Origin of the sequence: Paenibacillus sp. NPDC057886, assembly GCF_042796655.1 — a bacterium.
Lineage (GTDB): Bacteria > Bacillota > Bacilli > Paenibacillales > Paenibacillaceae > Paenibacillus.
Window position 1 is genome coordinate 387862 of record NZ_JBHVMZ010000006.1, and the last position, 17837, is coordinate 405698.

Sequence of the window (17837 nt, forward strand, 5' to 3'; positions counted from 1 at the left end):
ATGAACCATCCTGAATCATATCGTGGGCAACAAGTGGTCGTGCTTGGACTGGCCAAGAGCGGCGTGCAGGTCGCCAAAGTGCTGGATCGTGCCGGCGCAATAGTTACAGTTAATGATAAAAAAGAGAGAGAACAGTGTCCCGAAGCATCCGAACTGGAGGCTTTGGGAATTTCTGTTGTATGCGGAGGACATCCGGACGATCTGATTCATAGTGATGTGAAGCTTGTGGTCAAAAATCCGGGTATTCCTTATCAGGCGCCTCCTGTGCAACAGGCACTCGCCTTAGGCATTGAAGTGGTGACTGAGGTGGAAGTGGCATATCATCTATGCGCTGCGCCTATGATCGGGATCACTGGCTCTAATGGGAAAACGACTACAACAACGTGGGTAGGCAACATGTTGGAGCATGCCGGCTTGAAACCTATCGTTGCCGGTAATATTGGAACGCCATTGTGTGAGGCGGCAGAGCAGGCTTCTGCGGATAACTGGATGGTGGTGGAGCTTAGCAGTTTCCAACTGAAAGGCACAGCCGATTTCCGTCCGCGCATTGCCAGTTTGCTAAACGTGGCGGAGACTCATCTGGATTACCATGGGGACATGGATGATTATGTGGCTTCCAAAGCCAAGTTATTCTCCAACCAGCGACCGGAGGATGTAGCTATCCTGAACTGGGATGATCCGGTATGCCGCGAACTGGTTCCTTATATCAAAGCAAGACTGCTCCCATTCTCGCTGACAGAGAAGCTTGAAGCAGGGGTATATGCTGATCCTCCATACGTGGATGGGGAAGAGGATGATGTGAAGCGCCAGGTGATCTATGCAGACGGTCAGGGCAACCATCACGTCATTATTGATGTGGAAGACATCGGACTCCCAGGACGATTCAATGTGGGAAATGCATTGGCAGCAGTAGCTATTGCTGTCTCCGCTGGAGCCGACCCATCTGTGCTTGCTGCGCCTCTGGCTGACTTCAAGGGGGTTGAACACCGTCTTGAGTATGTACTTGAACATAATGGAGCTAACTATTATAACAATTCCAAAGCGACAAATTCCAAGGCAACTGTAATGGCGCTGAACTCCTTCAAGGAACCGGTCGTGCTCATTGCCGGAGGACTGGATCGTGGTTCAGACATGATGGAATTGCTGCCATTGTTCCAGGAGCGGGTGAAAGCTGTGGTTGCTCTTGGAGAGACAAGAGAGAAAATTGCCAAGGTCGCGGAACTGGCGGGATTAAAGCAAATTAAGGTCGTCGATAATGAGGAGGACGCTGCCCGGACGTTAACCGCTGCCGTGCAGGAAGCTTCACAGTTTGCAGCTCCGGGTGATGTTGTTTTGTTATCACCGGCGTGTGCAAGCTGGGACATGTTTGCTTCCTATGAAGAGCGGGGACGCATTTTTAAAGAGGCGGCGCATAACTTGTAAGTAGGGGGGTGGAAAAGCCCCTACTTCCATGCAAGGGGTGGCCTCCTGATGAAACAGACGCGACCGGCGCCGGATTTCTGGCTCCTAATTTGTATTCTGGCATTGCTTGCCATCGGCATTATTATGGTATACAGTGCGGGCTCGGTGCTTGCTTTTCATGACTACGGAGATTCATTTTACTTTGTCAAAAGACAGCTGCTGTTCGCCGGACTTGGACTTGCTGCCATGTTTGTTACGGCAAATGTGGACTACCGGGTCTGGAGAAAGTATGCAAAGCCTATACTGATTGCCTGTTTTATAATGCTGATTGCGGTGCTGATTCCTGGCATCGGAGTGGTTCGCGGAGGGGCACGAAGCTGGTTGGGCATTGGCTCATTCGGCATACAACCTTCAGAATTCATGAAACTGGGTATGATCCTGTTCCTGGCTCACTGGTTAAGCAAGGAACCCGGCAAAATCAAAACGTTCACGACGGGGCTTCTGCCACCGCTCGGCTTGATTGGTTTGGCCTTTGGTATTATTATGCTTCAGCCCGATTTGGGGACAGGCACAGTAATGCTGGGTGCATCAATGCTTATTATTTTCACAGGAGGAGCACGGATGAAGCATCTCTTGCTGCTCGCCCTAGGCGGAGTAGCGGGATTTGCCGCGTTGATTGCGGCAGCTCCTTACAGATTGCAGCGAATAACGGCTTTTTTGGACCCGTGGTCTGATCCACTTGGTGCAGGATATCAGATTATTCAATCTTTATATGCGATCGGCCCCGGAGGACTTGCGGGCTTGGGGCTCGGTATGAGTCGACAAAAATACAGCTACGTACCCGAGCCGCAAACGGATTTTATTTTTTCCATTTTGGCAGAAGAGCTTGGCTTCATTGGTGGAATGATTGTATTATTGCTGTTCCTGGTCCTGGTGTGGAGAGGGATGCGCGTAGCGATGACGGTACCGGATGCTTTTGGCAGCCTTCTGGGCGTAGGTATTCTGGGTATGGTGGCTGTGCAGGTCATTATCAACATTGGCGTCGTGATCGGGCTTATGCCGGTTACGGGGATTACGCTCCCACTCATCAGTTATGGGGGTTCATCTCTGACCTTGATGTTAACAGCGTTAGGCATATTATTGAACTTATCCCGTTATGCGAGGTGAATGTACGATGCGAGTCGTTCTAAGTGGCGGCGGTACCGGTGGGCATATTTATCCGGCCGTTGCTATAGCAAGGCAATGTGAGGCGGAGAATCCCGACTCGACATTTTTATATATCGGTGGTACCCGTGGACTAGAAAGCAAACTGGTGCCACAAGAGAATATTCCGTTTCAATCGATTGATATTACAGGTTTTCGCCGGAAATTGTCCTTTGACAACGTGAAGACTGTGATGAGATTTCTGCAAGGTGTACGCAAAGCCAAGAAAATGCTCAAGGAATTCAAACCCGATGTTGTCATCGGTACGGGGGGCTATGTGTGTGGGCCTGTTGTATATGCAGCAGCCAAACTTGGTATTCCGAGTGTGATTCATGAGCAGAATGCCATTCCCGGGTTAACTAACAAGTTCCTTACCCGGTATGTGGACACGGTAGCTGTTAGTTTTGAGGGTTCGGAGAAAGCATTCTCTGGAGCCAAAAGGGTTGTGTATACCGGCAATCCAAGGGCTACAACGGTAGCTCAAGCTAGCCGCGATCGTGGATTTGCGACATTGGGTGTACCCATGGACAGCCGCGTTGTTCTTGTGGTCGGTGGTAGCCGTGGAGCGAAAGCAATCAATAAAGCCATGGTGGATATGGCACCGATGCTGGCCAAGCTTGAAGATGTGCACGTGGTCTACGTGACAGGTGATTCTTATTTTGATGAAACGCGTGAAGCGATTCGCAGTTCCCTTGGAACGATGCCAAATCATCTGCATGTGCTGCCTTACGTACACAACATGCCCGAAGTTCTTGCATGCACATCGCTGATCGTAAATCGTGCAGGGGCATCATTCCTTGCCGAGATTACCTCTCTCGGTATTCCATCCATCCTGATTCCGTCACCTAACGTGACGAATAACCATCAGGAGGCAAATGCTCGTACGCTTGAGGGTGGGGGTGCATCGCTTACAATGTTGGAAAAGGATCTGACAGGCCAGGCGCTATATCAAGCGATTGCTGGAATTATGAATGACGAAGCGGCTCGCAAAAGGATGGCAGAAGCCTCCCGGAAACTGGGGAAACCCGATGCAGCCGAGGTACTTGTGAGCGAGATTCGGCGTCTTGCTGCAGGGCGTTAAAGTGCGTTTTGGGCGATTGTCACACACACGGCGGGACTGACATAAGATACCCTATAAATCGTGACAATCGTTCCATGGCGCTACAAAAAGGCTTGCAGCAACGAAAACTGCCGTGCTCATCGGTTTTGAAGTAAAGGAGGATGTTAATATGCAGCAGTGGATATCGTTACTATCCCAGAACAATGTCGGCAAAGTTCTTGAAAACGAGCCGCTAGCCAAATACACCACATGGAAGATCGGCGGTCCTGCAGATGCGCTGGTCATACCGGAAAACAAGGAGCAGATGGTCAATCTCATCCAATTGCTTCACAAGCATCAGATCCCATGGATGCAGCTTGGACGGGGTTCAAACATGCTGGTATCTGACAAGGGAATACGCGGAGTTGTCGTGAAACCGGGAGAAGGCTTTGATTATGCCGAGTTTCACGAGGGCGGGGTAACTGCCGGAGCAGCACATTCCTTTGTTAAACTCAGTGTTGTTGCTGCAAAGAAAGAGTGGACCGGTTTGGAATTTGGCAGCGGCATCCCCGGAACGGTCGGCGGAGCCGTATATATGAATGCTGGTGCCCATGGATCGGATGTGTCACGGATATTTCAATCCGCTGAGATTGTACTGGAGACAGGGGAATTGGTACGTTACAGCAAGGAGGACATGGAATTTGCCTATCGCCACTCTGTTCTGCATGACCGGAGAGGCATCGTGCTGGAGGCTACATTTGCACTCCAGCAGGGAGAACGCAAAGTCATTTCGGAATCGATGGCGGCTTATAAAGACCGCAGGCGCCGTACACAGCCACTGCAGATGGCGTGTGCTGGCAGCGTGTTTCGGAATCCTCCTGGTGATCATGCCGCCCGCCTGATTGAAGCAGCGGGGTTAAAGGGTATGACTCAGGGAGGCGCACAGGTATCCACCATACATGCCAATTTCATTGTCAATACAGGCCAAGCAACAGCAGAGGACGTTATCACCCTAATGCAGCAGATTCAGAACACTATATCATCTCAAAACGGTATTAACCTGGTACCGGAAGTCTTCGTAGTGGGTGAACGGTAAACCCCGGAGGTGATACATTGGACAAATTGGTGATTGAAGGCGGGAAACCCCTCTCAGGATCCATACGCATCCATGGAGCAAAAAATGCCGCTTTACCGATCATGGCCGCAAGTTTGTTGGCAGACGGAGAAGTTACGCTGCACAACGTTCCACACTTGCTGGACATTGAAGTGATGCTGTATATCCTGGAACGACTTGGATGCACGTGTCGGCATGAACAGGGAACAGTGACGATAGATACGTCGTCCATCCGGTCATATGATGTGCCTGAGGAGCTCATGAAGCAGATGCGTTCTTCCATTTTTTTGATGGGACCATTGCTGGCTAAGTTTGGGCAAGTATCCGTGTACCAGCCAGGTGGCTGTGCCATTGGGGAACGTAAAATTGATCTTCACCTTCGGGGCCTTGAGGCGCTCGGAGCTTCAATTGAAGAACTGGATCAGCAGATCATTTGCCGCGGGCGCAAGCTGGTGGGTACAGACATTCATCTGGATTTCCCCAGTGTAGGAGCCACAGAAAATATTATGATGGCTGCCGTTACGGCTGAGGGTACAACAACGATATTTAATGCAGCCAGAGAACCTGAGATACAGGATCTGCAACATTTTCTGAATGCAATGGGTGCACGGATTATTGGTGCTGGAACGGATACGATTACCATTAATGGTGTGGAGAAACTCAAGCCTTGCTCTTACGAAATTATACCTGATCGGATCGTTGCTGGAACGGTGATGATTGCAGCCGCAGCAACGAGAGGGAATGTAACGCTTACACACTGCAATCCGGCCCATCTTACTTCCCTTATACATGTGTTGAAGCGTACTGGTGTTCAAATCACAGTCTGCAATGATATAATGACGGTGAGCTGTATGAGCCGTCCCAAATCAGTAGACCGCATTGTGACTTCTCCGTATCCTTCATTTCCAACAGACCTGCAGTCGCAAATTATGGTGCTGCTCAGTCTGGCAGACGGTTTCAGTGTGATGAAGGAAACAGTATTCGAGGGGCGGTTCAAACATGTGGATGAGCTGAATGTCATGGGAGCCGATATTTCGGTAGACCTGAATGCAGCATTTATCCGTGGCGTTCCCCGTTTGTATGGGGCTACAGTGGAAGCAACCGATCTGCGTGCAGGTGCAGCACTAGTCATTGCTGGCCTTGCTGCCCAGGGAAAAACGGTTGTGGAGCAAGTGCATCATATTGATAGAGGGTACGATCGTATCGAGAAGCTCTTTCAGAGTCTTGGAGCTTCGGTTGAGCGACAGTCCCCCGTTTCGAAGCAGCTGGATTTTGCCAATTAACGTCCTTTGAGTCCCCTTCTTAAGGGAAGGGGGCCGGAGGCTTTGTGGAGCGCGACCTATGCCTAAAAGTCAAATTCCGGTTCTGAAGAAGAATCGGCCCAAACGAAACACAAGCCGTAAAATTGTTTTTATTCTCTTACTTCTTTTTATTGTATTACTTGCTGTACTTTTTTTTCGTTCTTCGATGAGTCGGATTTCGGCAATTGAGATTACGGGTAATGTATACACAACGACTTCGGAACTGCTGGAGAAAAGCGGTCTAAAGGAGGGCGAACAGTTTTTTGGGACAACCTCTGCTGATGTCATTGAGCGACTGAAAACAATCAAGGCTATATCAACCGTAACTGTGGATAAACAATTCCCCGGTACTATTCTTATCAAGGTGCAGGAATATCCAACGGTTGCGTATGAACTTGGTTCTGACGGTACGCTAAAAGCCATACTGGCAAGCGGGACAAGCTTAACGGTTCCTGCCACCATTGGAGTTGCGGTTGAGAAACCGATTTTGACCCAGTGGAAGGCGGATGACCCGCTCAAGGCCAAGCTGAGTGAAACGTTGGCCAAGATCCCGAATGAACTAACGACGGATATTTCAGAGATTATTCCGAATCCTACACCTTCATTCCCGGATCAGATTCGGATGTATACCAAGTCACAGTTTGAAGTGATTACAACCGTTTCTCTATTGTCCGATAAGGTAGAGTATCTCAACCAGGTCATTGAGACGGAACGACCAGGGAAAATCACGATGCTGGAAGCCGATACGTACGTGCCCTTCATTCCGGATAACCCGGAAGAAGATGCAGAACCAGGAGCAACTCCCTGATTTCCGCCTTTATTCGGTTGAGCTGATTCAAAACCAGGCGGGATCGGGGTTTAGCCCCTTTTATCCAGTGAAAGTTGTTCTTTCTGAGACGAAGAAAAAATGATACACTTGAACTTATGGCACCTGAGTTGCCTCCTTCTTTTTTCTTCAAGGTTTTATGTCTCTCAACCAGATCTTGGCACCCAAAAAAATTGTAGAAAAAAGAGGGAAAGCCTAAAGTGTGTTGAATATGTTTTAAGAGTGTTTAAACCCGAACGTATTTTACTATTTGGAGTCAGGAGGTGCCACAGACTTGAGCAACAATGACATCATTGTTAGTTTGGACATCGGTACATCCAAAATTCGCGCTATTATTGGGGAAATGAATAATGGAACCTTTAATATTATTGGAGTTGGATCTGCCGACTCGGAGGGAATTCGCAAAGGTGTAATCGTAGATATCGATCAGACGGTGCAATCGATCCGTAATGCAGTGGATCATGCAGAACGTATGGTAGGTATTCAAATATCCGAAGTATATGTTGGAATCTCGGGAAATCATATCGGACTGATGAGCAGTCACGGCGTCGTGGCAGTGTCTAACGAGGATCGTGAAATCGGAGAAGAAGACATGGAGCGGGTGTTGAAAGCAGCCGAAGTGATTGCGGTTCCACCGGAACGGGAAATTATTGATGTTGTAGCCAAGCAGTATGTTGTAGATGGCTTGGAGGGCATACAGGACCCCCGTGGTATGATTGGTGTTCGTCTGGAAGTGGAGGCGACCATCATTACGGGTGCAAAAACCGCGATACATAATCTTTTGCGCTGCGTGGAAAAAGCGGGTCTGAAAGTAAGTGATTTGGTACTCATGTCACTTGGAGCAGGTCAGCTGGCATTGTCCAAGGATGAAAAAACGATGGGTTCCGTGCTTGTTGATATCGGAGCAGGGGCTACAACCATTGCCATCTTCGAAGAAGACAGTCTCGTTGCAACTTCAACGCTGCCTATCGGCGGGGAGTTCGTAACGAATGACATTGCCTATGGTCTGCGCACATTAACAGATCAAGCCGAAAAGGTAAAACTGAAATATGGCTGCGCATGGCTGGATGATGCTGCTGCGGATGTCATGTTCAAAGTAACACGGATCGGCAGCAACGTAGACAAGGAATTCTCTCAAGAGGATCTGGCGGCTATTATCGAACCGAGGGTTCAGGAAATATTCCAAATGATTTCTCAAGAAGTGAAGCGTCTTGGTTACAATGATCTTCCTGGAGGTTATATACTAACGGGAGGTACGGTCTCTATGCCGGGTGTTTTGCAGGTAGCTCAGCATGAACTTGCTGCTTCGGTACGAGTTGCGGTGCCGGATTATATCGGTGTGCGTGACCCTGGCTACACAAGCGGAGTCGGCATTTTGCACAGTGTAATCCGTAGTTTGCGTATTCGTCCCTCGATCAACAGCGGCGGTGGAAATAACAACAACAATAATAACAACAAAAAACCGACCAACCGTCCTAAGCCGAATGCGGCTCAGGAATCGGAGCAGAAACCAGGTCTATTCGAACGGCTGAAAAATATGTTCAGCGAATTTATATAACAGGTTGAATCCATTTCATGCAATTCTTGAAGCCGTCTGAATGCGCTGGTTCTAAAATAAACGCTTTCGTTCGTCGATATATGAAATTGATTCGGTTCAAATCAAAAATTGGACGGGCCATCCATGCACATTGAGGGGGAGATGGAATAATATGTTGGAATTTGATTTCGAGATGGAGAGCTTGGCTCAGATTAAAGTCATTGGGGTAGGCGGCGGCGGGAGCAATGCAGTCAACCGAATGATCGAAAATGGTGTACAAGGTGTTGAATTTATTACTGTGAACACGGATGCACAGGCACTACACCTGGCGAAATCCGAGCATAAATTGCAAATCGGTGATAAATTAACCCGCGGTCTTGGTGCAGGTGCCAACCCGGATGTAGGTAAAAAAGCAGCGGAAGAGTCCCGTGACCTGATCATGAACACCTTGAAAGGTGCAGACATGGTATTTGTGACAGCGGGTATGGGCGGCGGTACGGGTACAGGTGCGGCTCCGGTTATTGCCGAAATCGCTAAAGAGTGCGGCGCACTTACCGTGGGTGTGGTTACTCGCCCGTTCACATTTGAAGGACGTAAACGTTCCAGCCATGCAGAGCAAGGTATCGAAGCTCTTAAGGAAAAAGTGGACACGCTGATCGTCATTCCAAATGATCGTTTGCTTGAGATTGTAGACAAAAAGACCCCAATGCTTGAAGCGTTCCGTCAAGCAGATAATGTACTGCGTCAAGCCGTACAAGGTATCTCTGACTTGATCGCTGTACCGGGTCTGATTAACCTTGACTTTGCAGACGTCAAAACGATCATGCACGAGCGTGGATCTGCGCTGATGGGTATCGGTGAATCGACTGGCGAGAATCGTGCAGCAGAAGCGGCACGCAAAGCGATCATGAGTCCTTTGCTTGAAACATCCATCGAAGGTGCACGCGGGGTTATCATGAACATTACGGGGGGCATTAACCTGTCCCTGTATGAAGTGAACGAAGCAGCAGAGATCGTTACATCTGCTTCCGATCCGGAAGTGAACATGATCTTTGGTGCGATCATTGACGAGGATCTGAAAGAGGAGATCAAAGTTACGGTAATTGCAACCGGCTTTGAAGACAAACCTGCTCCACCACCACCAGGACGTAAGCCTGCTCCAGCGAGTGAGCCTGCGGATAACCGTTCGCCGAATTTGCGTCCATTTGGAAATCAGCCGAGCAATGATCAGCTGGATATTCCGACATTTTTACGCAATCGTTCACGCAATAATAACAACGATTAATACTCCAATAGATTTCAATAAAGACCCGGTGCTCCCGATGGAGCAATCGGGTCTTTTTTATTTTGCTTATCATCATATCACACCTTAACTGAACAAATTCTGAACAACGGGTCTGAGTAATTCCGACAAAAAAAGTTGGAACGATCCCCCCATGATTAGACAGACTTTGAAAAGTGTGCTCCTTATACTTGTGAATATGCTCATGAATATCGGGATAACGTTATTTCGATATGTTGCGCGCAGGCAGGTGAAGAATGTGGTTGTTTATGTGGATCTTATTTTTTTGACGAACCTGTGTATTGACGGTGCACTCATCGGACTGACGGCCTGGATGCGTAAAACGAAGCTGGTCTGGTGGAGATGGTTGCTGTCCGCGGTCGTGGGTGCGCTGTACGTTGTCATGATGTTTGTTCCGGAGTTTGATTTTATGTTCACCTTTTTGATCAAGTTTGGATTGTCTCTGGTGATGCTGAGTATTGCATTTGGGTTTAAGGGTCTTCAGGCATTTATGAGGACCTTGGGTACCTTCTATGTAATCAATTTTGTCGCCGCTGGGGGAATCCTGGGTGTGCACTACATGCTGCAAAGCTCTGGGGAATTGTTCAACGGCATTTGGTTTACCGCATCAGGTGGAATGTCTTTTGATCTGAAAATTGCCTTCTGGTTCACGTTTGTCGTTTTTTTTGCCGTGCTTTTTTTATTCAAAGTCGTACAGAGCTCGAAACGAAAAACAGACCGAATGACAACGTACTTGGGTAAAGTGGAGGTTTTTATTGATGATGTGACTATTTCTTGTACAGGCCTTCTAGATACAGGAAATCAACTCACAGACCCGCTTTCACGTATGCCCGTCATGGTAATGGAGGTATTGTTATGGCAAGACATGCTGCCTGCTGCATGGAAGGGCAGGTTGAAGGATGAGGCGCCGGACAACCTTATCATGGAGCTCGATCAGGAGGAATTCCACTGGCAGGATCGTTTAAGGCTGGTACCCTATCGAGGCATTAACAAAGGAACTGCGTTTATGCTGGCGATGAAGCCAGACCGGGTGAAGGTAACGATGGATGAGATGTGTTATGAGACAACAAAGGTATTAATAGGGTTGGACGGGGGCGTACTGTCATCCGATGGGAAATACCAGGCCGTGATTCACCCTGAGCTTGTGCAAGACGCTGCTTCTGCGCAGTCTACGGCTATCTCTGCGGGAGCAACAGAAAAGCCGCTGAATGTGGTATAGGAGGAACGTACATGCTTGTAAAATGGAAACTGGTGGCGCAGCTGCAGTACTATCGTTTATTATTTCTGCTTGGTTTGAAAAGTGAAGAGATCTATTATATCGGAGGCAGTGAGGCGCTACCGCCCCCATTAACACGTGAAGAAGAAGAATTTTTGTTGCAAAAGTTGTCTTCAGGGGATTCGGCGATTCGTGCCATGCTGATTGAACGGAACCTGCGACTGGTGGTATACATCGCACGCAAATTTGAAAATACAGGCATCAATATCGAGGATCTGGTCTCCATCGGTGCAATCGGTTTGATTAAAGCCGTTAATACGTTTGACCCGGAAAAGAAAATTAAGCTGGCAACCTATGCTTCCCGTTGTATCGAAAATGAAATTTTGATGTACCTGAGACGTAACAGTAAAATTCGTACAGAAGTTTCTTTTGATGAACCACTCAATATTGATTGGGATGGAAATGAACTATTATTATCCGATGTACTCGGTACAGAGAACGATACAATCTATCGGAATATCGAAGAACAGGTAGACCGGAAGCTTTTGCATAAAGCATTGGAAAAATTAACCGAGCGAGAGCGAATGATTATGGAGCTTCGCTTTGGCCTGACGGATGGGGAAGAAAAGACACAAAAGGATGTCGCCGATCTACTTGGAATCTCCCAATCCTATATCTCCCGTCTCGAAAAAAGAATCATTAAAAGACTCCGCAAGGAGTTCAACAAGATGGTCTGAACAGGAGCATTTTCCATAATGGGTATTAATGGCAAGGATGCCAAGTGCGAATAAAAAAGCCTGCCCCGGAGATAATGTACATTAATGTTTCTCCTTGGGAGGTAAATCACGATGACCCGAAACAAAGTCGAGATTTGTGGCGTGGACACCGCAAAATTGCCTGTCCTCACCAACACAGAAATGCGGGAATTGTTTCATTCCCTTCAGCAACACCATGATCGCTCAGCAAGAGAGAAATTAGTGAATGGCAACCTGCGTCTTGTGCTCAGTGTCATTCAGCGCTTTAACAATCGGGGAGAGTTTGTCGATGATCTGTTCCAGGTTGGATGTATTGGCCTGATGAAAGCCATTGATAATTTTGATTTATCCCAGAATGTCAAATTTTCAACCTACGCGGTGCCGATGATTATCGGTGAAATCCGTCGATACCTGCGCGATAATAACCCAATTCGGGTATCTCGCTCCTTGCGGGACATTGCTTATAAAGCACTTCAGGTGCGTGACAGCCTGACGAATAAAAATTCCCGTGAACCGACGATATTCGAAATTTCTGAGGTGCTGAATGTGCCGAAGGAAGATGTGGTTTTTGCATTGGATGCCATTCAGGACCCGGTTTCGCTCTTCGAACCGATCTACCATGATGGTGGAGATCCGATCTATGTGATGGATCAGATCAGTGATGACAAAAACAAGGATGTGTCCTGGATTGAGGAAATTGCACTGCGTGAAGCGATGCACCGTCTCGGTCAAAGGGAGAAAATGATTCTGTCGATGCGGTTTTTCGAAGGGAAAACCCAGATGGAAGTGGCTGATGAAATTGGCATTTCCCAGGCGCAGGTATCCCGTCTGGAGAAATCAGCGATACAACAAATGCAGAAACATGTGAAGTCGTAACAAGGGGTTAGCCAGAAGGCGATCAAAGGGAAGTGAGATTCCTTTGATCGTCTTTTTGCTTTTTGGATTTCGACATCAGAGATATTTGGAATTGTTCCATTGCCTTTCCTTCGAAAAAGAGGACATTTTTCGCGTATGAAACATATATTGTATAGAAGCGGAGAACGGGTAGAAGCGGATTAATCAGGGGGCGGGACCAAATGAAAGTGAACACAGGTGAACCGGTGGGTAGCGGGATGAAAATTTCGGATTTTCAAACCAAAGATGTTATTAACATTACGGATGGCAAACGTCTGGGTCAGATTAGCGATTTGGAGCTGGATCTGAAACAGGGGCGAATTGAAGCGATTGTTGTGCCAGGTTACAGCCGTTTTATGGGGCTGTTCGGCGGGGGGACGGATCTGGTCATCCCTTGGAGAAACATTGTGAAGATCGGTTCGGATGTGATTTTGGTTAAAATGGATGAAATGAAGGAAAATAACTACGATGAGCGCGACCGTGAAGCGCGCTTGTATGACGAACAGAACGGCCGGATGGACCGGATGGACCGGGTGGAACGTATTGAACGGTTGGATCGCAACCAGCGCCGAACGATCTAACCGAGACAGAACGGGGTTCATTTGGTACACTGGAAGTTGTGAGGTGAGAAGATGGAACCGTTTATTTTGGATAAGGAAATACGGTCGGGAAGTCAGAACTCAAATTGGGGTCCTGACCCGTTGTTATTATATGTGGAGCCGTGGAAATTGCAGTTTAAGCATATGAAGGCCGGTTTTACGACAAGGCAGGGTGGTGTCGGAAGCACACCTTACGACAGTCTGAACTGTGCCTATCATGTGGGTGATGATCCGGCTGACGTGCTGAATAATCGCAAACTTGTGGCTGAAAAGCTGGGTTTCCCTTTGGAATCCTGGACTTGTGGAGAACAGGTACATGGTAAACATGTCGCTGTAATCACGGCTGAAGAACGGGGTAAAGGTTTGCTGGATCGACAGTCTGCATTACAGGATACGGATGGGTTGGTCACTAATGTGCCTGGTGTGCTGCTGACTTCCTTTTATGCAGATTGTGTACCCCTTTATTTCTATGACCCCGTACAACAAGCGGTGGGGCTTGCTCATGCCGGATGGAAAGGTACAGTTGCCGGTATAGCCGAATCGATGGTCGAAAAGATGGAGCAGGAATATGGAAGTCGCAGACAGGATATCCTTGCTGCAATAGGTCCCTCCATTGGGGATTGCTGTTATGAAGTGGATGAAGCCGTTATGAAGCATGTACGGGTTTGGCTGGATCACTCCTCGGGTAATGATGAATACAAGAACTCTGAATCCAATCAAGTATATCGACCTGCCAAAAATGGCAAAACGATGTTAAACTTGAAAGAATGCAATCGACACATTATGATGAAAGCAGGAATATTGCCGGATCATATCGAATGTACAACTTGGTGTACAAGCTGCAATCCCGAGCTATTTTTCTCGTATCGTAAAGAAAATGGCATTACCGGGAGAATGGCGAGCTGGATTGGGCTGGAAGAGAGGTGACCCTCTGTGTCATTGGAGGAGCGTATACAACTGGTAAATCAGAAGATCGAAGCCGCGTGTCAGCGCAGTGGTCGTCAACGTGAAGATGTGAATGTGATTGCTGTCACGAAATACGTCTCACTTGAAACAACGGGAGCTGTGCTGGACCACGGTCTTGAGCATATTGGCGAAAACCGCTGGCAGGATGCACAAGCGAAATGGGAAGCATTCGGTCAGCAGGGAACCTGGCATTTTATCGGTCATTTACAGACGAATAAGGTGAAGGACGTCATCGGTAAATTCCGTTACATACATTCACTGGATCGTTTGTCCCTGGCCAAGGAGTTGGATAAAAAGGCGGCGTCTCTTGGCATCCAGGTGGAAACACTATTGCAGGTGAATATTTCGGGTGAAGAAAGCAAGTATGGTTTGCAGCCTGAACAGGCGAGTTCCTTTTTGCGTGAAATCAGTTCGTTCAACAACCTGAAGGTCATCGGCCTGATGACCATGGCACCCCATGAGGAAGATCCGGAGCTTACACGTCCCGTATTTCGCGGACTGCGTGAGCTTAGAGACCATTTGAATGGACAAGCTTTGACAGCGGAGCCATTGACCGAGTTGTCGATGGGCATGTCCAATGATTTTGAAGTGGCGATTGAAGAAGGGGCAACCTGGGTTCGGCTTGGATCGATTCTCGTAGGAAAAGAGGAGGGTTCGCAATGGGCGTAATGAATAAGTTTATGAATTTCCTCGGGCTTCAGGAAGAGGAAGAGATTGTGGAACGTGAGCGTATGGCGGCACAAGAGGAACATGATCCTGATCAACAGGAAGCTGAAACCTCAAGTCTCGATAAACGTAGAAACCAAAGGGGTAATAATGTGGTGAGCATTCATTCCCAGAAAAATGTTAAAGTCGTCCTTTATGAACCGCGTTCTTATGACGAAGCACAGGAGATTGCTGACCATCTGCGCTCCCATCGCACAGTTGTCGTTAACCTACAGCGGGTGCGTCAGGATCAGGCACTGCGTGTCATTGATTTCTTGAGTGGCACAGTGTATGCACTGGGCGGCGGTATTTCAAAAATTGGCGGCAACATTTTTCTCTGTACGCCAGATACGGTTGAAATTCAAGGTTCAATTACGGAAATACTGGCTGACAGCGAGCAAGATTATAACAGAATGAGGTGAGCCACTTTTGTATCAGATTGAAAGCGTGTTGTACACGTTATACCAGATTTACTTTTACATGGTCATTGTCTACATATTGATGTCATGGCTTCCCAACGCACGGGAGAGCTTCATCGGTGAATGGCTAGGTAAGTTTGTGGAACCATATTTAAGACCTTTCCGCCGATTTATTCCGCCTTTGTTCGGTGTGTTGGATATTTCACCGATTGTGGCGTTGATTGTTCTTCAACTCGCGCTTAATGGGCTGATCTCCATCCTCCGATACTTTGTATATTAAGGTAGGGTGAACATAGATGAGCGGTGAAATTTACGAGCATTTTAGTCATGATGAGCGGGATTTTGTGGATAAAGCCTCTGACTGGGTTGAACGGGCAGGTAAGTATCATGACATGAAGCTAACTGACTTTCTTGATCCCAGACAGGTCTTTATTTTACAAACACTTGTGAACCGTCGAGATGATGTACAGATTCGTCTGGATGGTGGTTATGAAACAGCTGAACGTAAACGTGCACTGATTGCACCGGATTATCGATATCTGGACGATGAAGATATGGGTATGCAGGTGATGAGCATTACGTCTGACGATCAGAAAATCAAAGAGCTGGAGCATGGGGACTATATGGGTGCCCTGCTCGGGCTTGGCATGAAACGTGGCAAGATCGGTGATATTCAAGTGCTGGAGGACGGGTGCCATACGGTGGTGGCGTCGGAAACCGGCGCTTTTTTATCGCTTCAACTGAATCAGGTGCACCGGGTTCATGTGTTTACGGAGCTGTTGGCACTGGATCAGCTGAAATGGTCCGAGAGCAAACTGGAGACGATGGACATTACCGTGGCTTCCCTGCGTTTGGATGGCATCTGTGCAGATGTGTATCGGCTTAGCCGCAGTAAAGTTCTGGTTCCGATCAAGGCCGGCCGCTGTCGCGTGAATTGGAAAGTGGAGGAAGATCCGTCCAAGTCGCTGAAGGCGGGGGATGTGGTCTCCATTCAAGGGTTTGGTCGATTCAAGGTGATGGAACAGGATGGTATGACCAAAAAGGGACGCTGCCGCGTAAAAATCGGCAAATTTGCCTAAGTGTGTTGCAGGAAAACCCGCTTTCTTGTCGAAATGTTTAAGGTAAAGGTGCAAAAAACATTCGGTGTTTCCGATATACACTAAAGTGCAAAGGTTAATATGACCGCCGAAGGATCAGAGTCTGATCCTGCATTCCGTATTAGTTGCCAGGATTGGGCATAACATATACGGCTCCTTGGGTGGAACCCATATGCTGCAAACCTTCTCAGTCCGGGAAGGAACTTTTACAGGAGGTGGACAGCATGCCATTAACGCCGCTGGACATACACAACAAGGAATTTTCCCGACGCTTGCGCGGGTATGACGAGGATGAGGTCAATGAATTCCTGGATCAAGTCATCAAAGATTACGAAGGCGTCATTCGCGAAAACAAAGAGCTGAGCAATCAGTTGCTGTCCGTTCAGGAGAAGCTTGATCATTTTGCAACGATTGAAGAGACGCTGAGCAAAACGATCATCATTGCGCAGGAAGCTGCGGATGATGTGAAGAACAATGCGAAAAAAGAAGCACAGTTGATCGTGAAGGAAGCCGAGAAAAATGCGGACCGGATCGTAAACGAATCTTTGTCTAAATCACGCAAAATTGCTTTGGAAGTCGAAGAGCTGAAAAAGCAGGCATCCATCTATCGTGCCCGTTTCCGTACACTTGTGGAAGCACAGCTTGAATTGTTGACTCAAGATGGTTGGGAAGCGCTGGAGAGCCGGGAGCAGGAAGTTCGTGACCGTGAGCGGGAAATGAAGGAAATTTATTAGTCTATCCGCCTGGTTGACTTTTACCTGTAAAGAGGCTATAACTATATTCATAATGAATAGTGATTCCATGACGGGTTCAGTACGTTATGATCTCATCCCTCAGAGAGTTGGCGTCTGGTGCAAGCCAATGGATGAGTTATAGCCGAATATCTCCCCGGAGAAGTGACGCTGAAGCGGTGAAGGATTGGCCGTGTGTAAGCGAAACCGTGAGCCGAACGTTATATCGGCACCCTGCTGTAGTTAAGCGGGGCATAAGCGCTGTTGATGACAGAGCATACCCAATGATATTGGATGTGGTTTGTGATGAACAGAATTAGGGTGGTAACGCGAGCATAACCTCGTCCCTTTCCAGGGATGAGGTTTTTTTGTGTTCAAAAAAGAAGCGAACGTGCATGAGGCCCGAAGGGACCTCAAGGAGAGAGCCCCCCGCCGGAGGAGTGAAGCGTCCGGCACCGGGGTTTCGCCCAGGCGAACGTACATGAGGCCCGAAGGTGCCTCAAGGAGAGAGCCAACCGCCGGAAGAGCGAAGCGTCCGGCACCGGGGTTTCGCCAAGGCGAACGTGCATGAGGCCCGAAGGGACCTCAAGGAGAGAGCCCCCGCCGGAGGAGCGAAGCGTCCGGCAACTCCCTTCTCGCGGTAAGGCCCTGCGGCGTTCCCGGAGGGGACAGCCGCAAGAGGGCCGACTCCAACATACACACCTTCGCCAATGCCGCCGTAGTTCCAGCCA

Annotated in this window: 18 protein-coding genes and 1 other annotated feature; all 18 genes read left to right on the forward strand. The window is 48.3% G+C overall.

Going from position 1 to position 17837, the window contains the following annotated elements:
• Nucleotides 1-1422, forward strand: coding sequence for a UDP-N-acetylmuramoyl-L-alanine--D-glutamate ligase (gene murD, locus ACFVQB_RS21925; protein WP_379443888.1), 1422 nt, complete (start codon nucleotides 1-3; stop codon nucleotides 1420-1422).
• A 48-nt stretch (nucleotides 1423-1470) separates the two neighbouring features.
• The gene (gene spoVE, locus ACFVQB_RS21930; RefSeq protein WP_379443890.1) at nucleotides 1471-2568 is read left to right on the forward strand and encodes a stage V sporulation protein E; all 1098 of its coding nucleotides are present in this window, start codon (nucleotides 1471-1473) and stop codon (nucleotides 2566-2568) included.
• A gap of 7 nt (nucleotides 2569-2575) precedes the next feature.
• Nucleotides 2576-3685, forward strand: coding sequence for an undecaprenyldiphospho-muramoylpentapeptide beta-N-acetylglucosaminyltransferase (murG, locus tag ACFVQB_RS21935; RefSeq protein WP_379443892.1), 1110 nt, complete (start codon nucleotides 2576-2578; stop codon nucleotides 3683-3685).
• Between the two features lie 148 nt (nucleotides 3686-3833).
• Nucleotides 3834-4739, forward strand: coding sequence for a UDP-N-acetylmuramate dehydrogenase (gene murB, locus ACFVQB_RS21940; protein ID WP_379443894.1), 906 nt, complete (start codon nucleotides 3834-3836; stop codon nucleotides 4737-4739).
• A gap of 17 nt (nucleotides 4740-4756) precedes the next feature.
• Nucleotides 4757-6040 carry a UDP-N-acetylglucosamine 1-carboxyvinyltransferase gene (gene murA / locus ACFVQB_RS21945; protein ID WP_379443896.1) on the forward strand — a complete coding sequence of 428 codons (1284 nt, stop codon included), beginning with the start codon at nucleotides 4757-4759 and terminating at the stop codon, nucleotides 6038-6040.
• Nucleotides 6041-6098: 58 nt separating this feature from the next.
• The gene (locus tag ACFVQB_RS21950) at nucleotides 6099-6866 is read left to right on the forward strand and encodes a cell division protein FtsQ/DivIB (RefSeq protein ID WP_379443898.1); all 768 of its coding nucleotides are present in this window, start codon (nucleotides 6099-6101) and stop codon (nucleotides 6864-6866) included.
• Nucleotides 6867-7158: 292 nt separating this feature from the next.
• A complete protein-coding gene (ftsA, locus tag ACFVQB_RS21955) occupies nucleotides 7159-8442 on the forward strand; it encodes a cell division protein FtsA (RefSeq protein ID WP_379443900.1) in 1284 nt (427 codons plus the stop codon).
• Between the two features lie 151 nt (nucleotides 8443-8593).
• The gene (gene ftsZ, locus ACFVQB_RS21960) at nucleotides 8594-9706 is read left to right on the forward strand and encodes a cell division protein FtsZ (RefSeq protein WP_064636455.1); all 1113 of its coding nucleotides are present in this window, start codon (nucleotides 8594-8596) and stop codon (nucleotides 9704-9706) included.
• Between the two features lie 256 nt (nucleotides 9707-9962).
• Nucleotides 9963-10943, forward strand: coding sequence for a sigma-E processing peptidase SpoIIGA (gene spoIIGA / locus ACFVQB_RS21965; protein ID WP_379444463.1), 981 nt, complete (start codon nucleotides 9963-9965; stop codon nucleotides 10941-10943).
• An 11-nt stretch (nucleotides 10944-10954) separates the two neighbouring features.
• Nucleotides 10955-11677: an RNA polymerase sporulation sigma factor SigE gene (gene sigE, locus ACFVQB_RS21970; protein WP_017687308.1), complete on the forward strand. Its 723-nt coding sequence runs from the start codon at nucleotides 10955-10957 to the stop codon at nucleotides 11675-11677.
• Nucleotides 11678-11788: 111 nt separating this feature from the next.
• Entirely contained in the window at nucleotides 11789-12571 is a 783-nt protein-coding gene (sigG, locus tag ACFVQB_RS21975; protein WP_024628410.1) for an RNA polymerase sporulation sigma factor SigG, read from the forward strand.
• 236 nt (nucleotides 12572-12807) lie between these two features.
• Nucleotides 12808-13170, forward strand: coding sequence for a YlmC/YmxH family sporulation protein (locus tag ACFVQB_RS21980; RefSeq protein WP_379444465.1), 363 nt, complete (start codon nucleotides 12808-12810; stop codon nucleotides 13168-13170).
• A 51-nt stretch (nucleotides 13171-13221) separates the two neighbouring features.
• A complete protein-coding gene (gene pgeF, locus ACFVQB_RS21985) occupies nucleotides 13222-14115 on the forward strand; it encodes a peptidoglycan editing factor PgeF (protein ID WP_379443903.1) in 894 nt (297 codons plus the stop codon).
• Between the two features lie 6 nt (nucleotides 14116-14121).
• Nucleotides 14122-14823: a YggS family pyridoxal phosphate-dependent enzyme gene (locus ACFVQB_RS21990; RefSeq protein ID WP_072734481.1), complete on the forward strand. Its 702-nt coding sequence runs from the start codon at nucleotides 14122-14124 to the stop codon at nucleotides 14821-14823.
• Nucleotides 14814-15281 carry a cell division protein SepF gene (locus ACFVQB_RS21995; RefSeq protein WP_063566976.1) on the forward strand — a complete coding sequence of 156 codons (468 nt, stop codon included), beginning with the start codon at nucleotides 14814-14816 and terminating at the stop codon, nucleotides 15279-15281. The genes ACFVQB_RS21990 and ACFVQB_RS21995 overlap by 10 nt, the downstream gene beginning before the upstream one ends.
• A 7-nt stretch (nucleotides 15282-15288) precedes the next feature.
• Nucleotides 15289-15558 (forward strand): YggT family protein, encoded by a 270-nt coding sequence (locus ACFVQB_RS22000; RefSeq protein ID WP_301290087.1) that lies wholly within the window; start codon nucleotides 15289-15291, stop codon nucleotides 15556-15558.
• Nucleotides 15559-15574: 16 nt separating this feature from the next.
• On the forward strand, nucleotides 15575-16357 hold the full coding sequence (locus tag ACFVQB_RS22005; protein ID WP_379443906.1) for a YlmH family RNA-binding protein: 783 nt from the start codon (nucleotides 15575-15577) through the stop codon (nucleotides 16355-16357).
• A 242-nt stretch (nucleotides 16358-16599) separates the two neighbouring features.
• Nucleotides 16600-17109, forward strand: coding sequence for a DivIVA domain-containing protein (locus ACFVQB_RS22010; RefSeq protein ID WP_063566974.1), 510 nt, complete (start codon nucleotides 16600-16602; stop codon nucleotides 17107-17109).
• Nucleotides 17110-17167: 58 nt separating this feature from the next.
• Nucleotides 17168-17458 (forward strand) — a binding site (T-box leader).
• The last annotated feature ends 379 nt before the right edge of the window (nucleotides 17459-17837 follow it).

What these genes read in the sequence shown, in the direction of transcription:
- murD (WP_379443888.1), top strand. Translation starts at nt 1, where the DNA reads ATGAACCATCCTGAATCATATCGTGGGCAACAAGTGGTCGTGCTTGGA.
- spoVE (WP_379443890.1), top strand. Translation starts at nt 1,471, where the DNA reads ATGAAACAGACGCGACCGGCGCCGGATTTCTGGCTCCTAATTTGTATT.
- murG (WP_379443892.1), top strand. Translation starts at nt 2,576, where the DNA reads ATGCGAGTCGTTCTAAGTGGCGGCGGTACCGGTGGGCATATTTATCCG.
- murB (WP_379443894.1), top strand. Translation starts at nt 3,834, where the DNA reads ATGCAGCAGTGGATATCGTTACTATCCCAGAACAATGTCGGCAAAGTT.
- ACFVQB_RS21950 (WP_379443898.1), top strand. Translation starts at nt 6,099, where the DNA reads ATGCCTAAAAGTCAAATTCCGGTTCTGAAGAAGAATCGGCCCAAACGA.
- ftsZ (WP_064636455.1), top strand. Translation starts at nt 8,594, where the DNA reads ATGTTGGAATTTGATTTCGAGATGGAGAGCTTGGCTCAGATTAAAGTC.
- sigE (WP_017687308.1), top strand. Translation starts at nt 10,955, where the DNA reads ATGCTTGTAAAATGGAAACTGGTGGCGCAGCTGCAGTACTATCGTTTA.
- sigG (WP_024628410.1), top strand. Translation starts at nt 11,789, where the DNA reads ATGACCCGAAACAAAGTCGAGATTTGTGGCGTGGACACCGCAAAATTG.
- ACFVQB_RS21980 (WP_379444465.1), top strand. Translation starts at nt 12,808, where the DNA reads ATGAAAATTTCGGATTTTCAAACCAAAGATGTTATTAACATTACGGAT.
- pgeF (WP_379443903.1), top strand. Translation starts at nt 13,222, where the DNA reads ATGGAACCGTTTATTTTGGATAAGGAAATACGGTCGGGAAGTCAGAAC.
- ACFVQB_RS21995 (WP_063566976.1), top strand. Translation starts at nt 14,814, where the DNA reads ATGGGCGTAATGAATAAGTTTATGAATTTCCTCGGGCTTCAGGAAGAG.
- ACFVQB_RS22005 (WP_379443906.1), top strand. Translation starts at nt 15,575, where the DNA reads ATGAGCGGTGAAATTTACGAGCATTTTAGTCATGATGAGCGGGATTTT.
- ACFVQB_RS22010 (WP_063566974.1), top strand. Translation starts at nt 16,600, where the DNA reads ATGCCATTAACGCCGCTGGACATACACAACAAGGAATTTTCCCGACGC.